Below are 5,835 nucleotides of genomic sequence, written 5' to 3' on the forward strand. Positions count from 1 at the left end.
TGCGCCGTGGCGTCCTCGATCACGCCCGCGCAGGTACCGCTCGCCGGCGGTGTCACCGTGACGGTCACGGGGTCCGGCCTCGCGGCGGTGCGGGGCGTCACGGTCGGCGGGATCGCGGCGCGTGACGTCGAGGCCTCGGCGACGAAGGTGACCTTCACGGCGCCGCACCAGGCGATGTACACGGCCGGGTCGGCGGACGTCGCGCTCTTCACGTCGGCGATCGAGCCGAGCCCCTCCGTGAACCAGTCGTCGGATGGCAACGGCAGCGCGGCGAACGACGGGCAGGCCGGCGCCACGCAGGACCAGGCGACCGCGGACCCGACCCCGACGGCCGCGCCGACGCCGGACGCCTCGACCGCGGTCGCGACGGCCTCGGTGGCCTACGCGGCACTCACGGACGTCGACCGGCAGCTCGAGTACGCGATGCGGCACTGGAAGGACTACAACCTCGCCGAGTACGGCACGATGAACCCGATCGGCGGGGACTGCGCGAACTACGTCAGCCAGACGCTGATCGCCCGCGGGTGGGAACAGCGCGACGACTGGTACAGCCGGTCCGCCGGCGCGCAGCACAGTGCGACGTGGACGTACTGCCCGGCGATGGATCCGTGGATGACGGCGAACGCGGCGACGTTCGGGTTGACCCGCCGGTCCCTCGACGAGCGCGGCAAGGTCAAGGTCGGCGACATCGTGTTCTACGACTGGAACGCCAACCGGTCGCCCGACCACGTGACGATCGTGTCCGAGGTGTTCACCGAGCCGGACGGCACCGTGCGGATCAAGTCGGCGAGCCACAACCAGGACGGGCCGTACCGCGACCTCGACGAGATGATCACCGTGCAGCACCCCGGCGGCACGGCCTGGTTCCACACGTTCGACGCGTAGCGCGCCACCCGGCGCCGCGATCGCGCCCCGCTCAGGGGTACCCGAGGAACCAGAGCAGCACGATCGCGACCGGCTGCAGGCACACGCCGACGACCAGCCACGCGACCGTCCGCCGCCGGGTCCCCGCGAACACGTCGGCCCCGAGCAGCGGCGCCGTCGGCATCAGCAACCGCGGCAGGCTCTGCTGCGGCAGGAACACCGCGACCAGGTAGAGCGCGTACGCGGCGGTGAACGACACGACGTCGACGCCGAGCGCCCGCACACCCCGGCGCGTCCAGAACCACAGCGCACCGGCGAGCACGACGACCACGAGCACGACCCCGATCGCCCCGAGCCACGTCGAGGCCATCGTGAACCACGGTGTCAGCGGCGCGAAGTGCTGCCGCCCGACGAACCCGACCCACCACGACAGCTCGGTCTCGAGGTACGCGTCCGGCCGCCCCGTCACCGCCGAGGCCACGACCGGCCACGCCAGCCCCGCCGCCGCGATCCCGAGCCCCGCGACGACGATCGCCACGGCGTCCCGGACCGGGAGCGCCCGGCGCTCCTGCACGAGCCGCACGACCAGGTGCACGGCGAGGGCCACGGCGAGCGCGAGCACCCCCGGCTTCGTGAAGGCGGCGACGAGCCCGAGCGGCAGCACGACCCAGTACCGCCGGCGGACCAGCGCGAGCAGGGCGCCGAAGAGCAGGAGCAGGAAGGTGCTCTCGGCGTAGGTCACCTGCAGCAGGAACCCGGTCGGTGCGAACGCGAACAGCGCCGTCGCCCGGGTCGCCCGGCGGTCGTCGGAGACCGCGCGCACCAGCCGCCAGAGCAGGACGCACGCTCCGGCGCCGGCGAGCGTGGCGACGAGCACCCCCGCCGCCCAGAAGGACCCGCCGACGAGCGGCTGCACGACCCGGGCGAGTGCCGGGAACACCGGCAGGAACGCCCACGGGTTCGGCAGCACGTGCCCGTCGGCGTCCGTCGGCAGCGTGGTCGGGTAGCCGTGCTCGGCGATGGTCCGGTAGAACGAGGCGTCCCACGACCCGAGGAAGGACAGGAACGTCCCCTCGCGCCGGACCGACGCGAACGGCCAGCCGTTCGCCCGTGCGAGCACCCAGACCGTGAGCAGCAGGACGGTGCTGACCACGCGGGACGCCAGCCACACGGCCAGGGGAGCCGTCCACCCGCGGCCCCGTCCCTCCAGACCGGTCACGATCAGGCGGCGGACGCGGGACGGCAGCCCCGGCCGGGAGGCACGGATCGTCTCCGCCACGTCGGTCACCGACCGATCCTCCCACCTCCACAGCGGCCGTCCGCTGTCCGGTCGCCGCACCTCCGAGGGATCGCCAGGGTGCCGAGCGTTGCATCAGGCACGTTCCCTGGAAACCAGCAACAGGAGGAATCATGCCCTTCATCACCGTCGGCGCCGAGAACGGCCACGACATCGACCTGCACTACGACGACCTCGGCACCGGCGACCCGGTCGTCCTGATCCACGGCTGGCCGCTCTCCGGCCGCTCGTGGGAGGGCCAGGTCCCGGCGCTCGTCGAGGCCGGCCACCGCGTCATCGCCTACGACCGCCGCGGGTTCGGCCAGTCGTCGCAGCCGTGGGGCGGCTACGACTACGACACGTTCGCCGCGGACCTCGACAAGCTCATCACCGAGCTCGACCTGACGAACGTCACCCTCATCGGCTTCTCGATGGGCGGCGGTGAGCTCGCGCGCTACGTCTCGACCTACGGCACCGCGAAGATCAGGAAGCTCGTCTTCGCGAGTGCGGTGCCGCCGTACCTGTGGAAGTCGGACGACAACCCGGACGGCGCGGTCGACCAGGACCTGGCCGACTGGTTCTCGAACGGCATCACGGGTGACCGTCCGGCGTTCCTGCACCGGTTCGTCGACATGTTCTACACGCCGGGCGGGGAGCCGGGTCTGCTGAAGAAGCCGCTCGTGAGCGACGACCAGCGCGCCTACGACCTGGCGATCGCCGAGCTCGCCTCGCCGAAGGGCACCCTCGACTGCACGGCCGCGTTCGCCACGACCGACTTCCGCGACGACCTGACGAAGGTCGACGTCCCGACGCTCGTGATCCACGGCGACTCGGACGGCATCGTGCCCTTCGAGGCCTCGGGCAAGCGCACCGCCGAGGCGATCCCGAACGCGCAGACGCACGTCATCGAGGGTGGCCCGCACGGGGTGCTCGCCTCGCACAAGGACGAGTGGAACGAGGCGGTCCTGCGCTTCCTGGCGTCCTGACCCCTCCCCCTCCCGCAGGACGCAACGTGGGCGGTTCCTCGCAGCGGTACATCGCTGCGCAGGGCCGCCCACGTTGCGTTTCGCGGAACCCGCTCAGCGCCCCGTGACCGCGGCGCGGATGCGCTCGATCGGGACCTTCGGGGTGCGGTCGGCGTGCAGCAGCCCGTTCGTCTCCTGCATCGTGTCCGTCAGCTGCGTCCAGCACGACCCGGCCAGGAACGAGCTCGCCCGGACCCCGTCGTAGAGCGCCGTGATCCGCGCGACCCAGTCGTCACCGTCGACGGCCGAGGTGTACCCCCACCCGTCCTCGCGCTTCGCCCCGGGTTGGAAGTCCACGCCGCCGAACTCCGTGAGCATGACCGGTTGCCCCTGGTCCACCGCGCCGCCCACGAGGATCCGCCGATCAGCGGGCCCCCGCCCGCCGAGCAGCGTCGTCCGTGCGGCATCGTCGGCGTAGGTCGCCGCGAGCTCGGCCCCGTCGCCCTCGTAGTCGTGCACGGTGACGATGTCCGAGTTGGTGTGCTCCCACCCGTCGTTCGAGATCACCGGCCGGGTCGGGTCGAGGGCCCGGGTGACGTCGGCGAGCGACCGGGCGTAGGCCTGCTGCGCCGGGTCCGTCGCGATGTGCTGCACGCCCCAGCTCTCGTTCGCCGGCACCCAGGTGACGATCGACGGGTGCGAGGCGTCGCGCTCGACGGCGTCCATCCACTCCCGCACGAGTCGCTGCACGGCGAGCGGGGAGAACGCGTAGGCACCGGGGGCCTCACCCCAGACGAGCAGCCCGAGCCGGTCCGCCCAGTACAGGAACCGCGGGTCCTCGATCTTCTGGTGGTTCCGCGCGGCGGTGAAGCCGAGCTCCTTGATGAGCTCGACCTCGCGGCGGAGTGCCTGCCGCGACGGCGCCGCCAGGTGCGACTCCGGCCAGTAGCCCTGGTTGAGCACGCTGCGGACGTCGTAGGCGCGGCCGTTCAGGAGGAAGGCGCCGCCGTCGACGCCCACGGTGCGGACCCCGAAGTACGACGACACGGCGTCCAGGGGCTCGCCGCCCTCGGCCGGCAGCAGCGTGGCGACGGCGTCGACCAGGCGCGGAGTCTCGGGGGTCCACACGAGCTCGTCCTCGGCCTGGCCGTTGTGCTGCCGGGCGACCGGCACGACGACCTCGACCTCGTGGGCGTTCGCGGGGACGGTCGTCTCCACCGTCGCCAGGTCCTCGTCGCCCTCGTGCCAGCGTGCCGCGACCCGGACGCGTGCGCCGACCGGGCGCTCGCCGGCGAGCCGGACGGTCAGCCGCACCGTCGCGTGGTCGACGTTCGTCCACCGCAGGGCCCCGATCGACGCGGTCGGCACGGCCTCGAGCCAGACCGTCTGCCAGATCCCGGTGGTGCGGCGGTACCAGATCGCGTGCGGGTGCTCGTGCCAGTCCTGCTTGCCGCGCGGCTGCGTGACGTCGTGCGGATCGTCCTCGGCGCGGACGACCAGGGTGTGCGTGGCGTCGGGGTCGGTGCCGAGCGCCTCGGTCACGTCGAGCGTGAAGGGGGTGTGCCCGCCCTCGTGCTCGCCGATGAACTGTCCGTCGACCCAGACCCGGGCGCGGTGGTCGACGGCGCCGAAGTGCAGCAGGAGCCGGGGTGCCGCGTCGCCGTACCCGGCGGCGTCGAGCTCGGCGCGGGTGACCGTCCGGGCGTACCAGACCACGGGGTGGAACCCGGGCTCGTCGATGCCCGACGCCGGTGACTCGGGCGGGAACGGCACGGTGATGTCCCGGGCGTCCGGGAACCCGGTGCGCCAGGCCGGGTCGTCGCCCGTGTTCCGGAACGACCACGTCCCGTCGAGGTCCGCCCACGCACCGCGGAGCATCTGCGGTCGGGGGTACGAGCCGTCCTGGTCGGAGGCGCGCGGGAGCGGGGGCAGTGGGGCGGCGACGGTGCCGTCGAGCGAGGTCATGCCTCCATGCTGGCCGCTCGGTACATCGTTGTACAGCAGAGTGGACGAACCGGCCGGCCACGACTCGGGGCGCACCCCGGGACCGGCGCGTACCGTTCGCTGCATGAGCGCCGAGGCACCCGAGCACGTCGACGACCGCACGCTGGAGGGCTGGATCGCACGCCAGCGCTGGTACGCCGCGAAGGGTGGGACCCCGGCGCTGCGCACCGTCGCCGAGACCGACGGCACGCGACTCGTGCTCGACGACGCCGCGACCGGGCCGGTCCTCTACCAGGTGCCCGTCGTCGGCAGCTCCGACGGCGCCGCGGACCCCGTCGACGCCACCACGGACACCGACTGGGTCCGGCAGCTCGCAGCGCGCATCGACGTCGACCCCGAGAGCCTCCGCCCGATCGGCGAGGTCACCGCGTCCCGGGTGCTGTCTGGGGAACAGTCGAACACCTCGGTCATCTGCGACACCGCGTCCGGCGACCGGGTCATCGTCAAGGTCTTCCGGGTGCTCCACCACGGCGACAACCCCGACGTCACCACGCAGCTCGCTCTCTCGGCCGCGGGTAGCGAGCGCGTGCCGACCGTGTACGGCGCGCAGCGGGCGACCTGGCCCGACCCGGGCCGTCCCGACGGCACGGCGACCGGGCACCTCGCGTTCGCGCAGGAGTTCCTGCCCGGCCTCGAGGACGCCTGGCGCGTCGCCCTGGCCGACGCCCGGACCGGCACCCCGTGGGACGACCAGGCCGCAGCACTCGGCGAGGCGCTCGCCGAGGT

The 5,835-nt window shown here is 73.1% G+C and carries 4 protein-coding genes and 1 pseudogene; 3 read left to right on the plus strand and 2 right to left on the minus strand.

All coding sequences use genetic code 11. The features are described 5' to 3' along the window. The coding region (locus D8M35_RS15060) for an amidase domain-containing protein (protein ID WP_126892568.1) at positions 1–885 on the plus strand (885 nt) is incomplete at its 5' end. Positions 886–916: 31 nt separating this feature from the next. On the opposite strand, the gene D8M35_RS15065 is transcribed toward D8M35_RS15060, so the two are convergent. After that, on the minus strand, positions 917–2,152 hold the full coding sequence (locus tag D8M35_RS15065; RefSeq protein WP_126892569.1) for a mannosyltransferase family protein: 1,236 nt from the start codon (positions 2,150–2,152) through the stop codon (positions 917–919). 122 nt (positions 2,153–2,274) lie between these two features. Here D8M35_RS15065 and D8M35_RS15070 point away from each other — a divergent pair, with 122 nt between their 5' ends. Then, positions 2,275–3,126 carry an alpha/beta fold hydrolase gene (locus D8M35_RS15070; protein WP_126892570.1) on the plus strand — a complete coding sequence of 284 codons (852 nt, stop codon included), beginning with the start codon at positions 2,275–2,277 and terminating at the stop codon, positions 3,124–3,126. Between the two features lie 93 nt (positions 3,127–3,219). Here the strand turns inward: D8M35_RS15070 and D8M35_RS15075 are convergent, their stop codons facing one another. Continuing rightward, positions 3,220–5,070, minus strand: a complete 1,851-nt coding sequence (locus D8M35_RS15075) for a glycoside hydrolase family 2 protein (protein WP_126892571.1) — start codon at positions 5,068–5,070, stop codon at positions 3,220–3,222. Positions 5,071–5,173: 103 nt separating this feature from the next. Between D8M35_RS15075 and D8M35_RS15080 the strand changes: the two are divergent. Beyond that, positions 5,174–5,835: pseudogene (locus tag D8M35_RS15080) on the plus strand (hypothetical protein); the annotation flags it as partial.

Source organism: Curtobacterium sp. HSID17257 (assembly GCF_003989515.1).
Taxonomy (GTDB): Bacteria; Actinomycetota; Actinomycetes; order Actinomycetales; family Microbacteriaceae; genus Curtobacterium.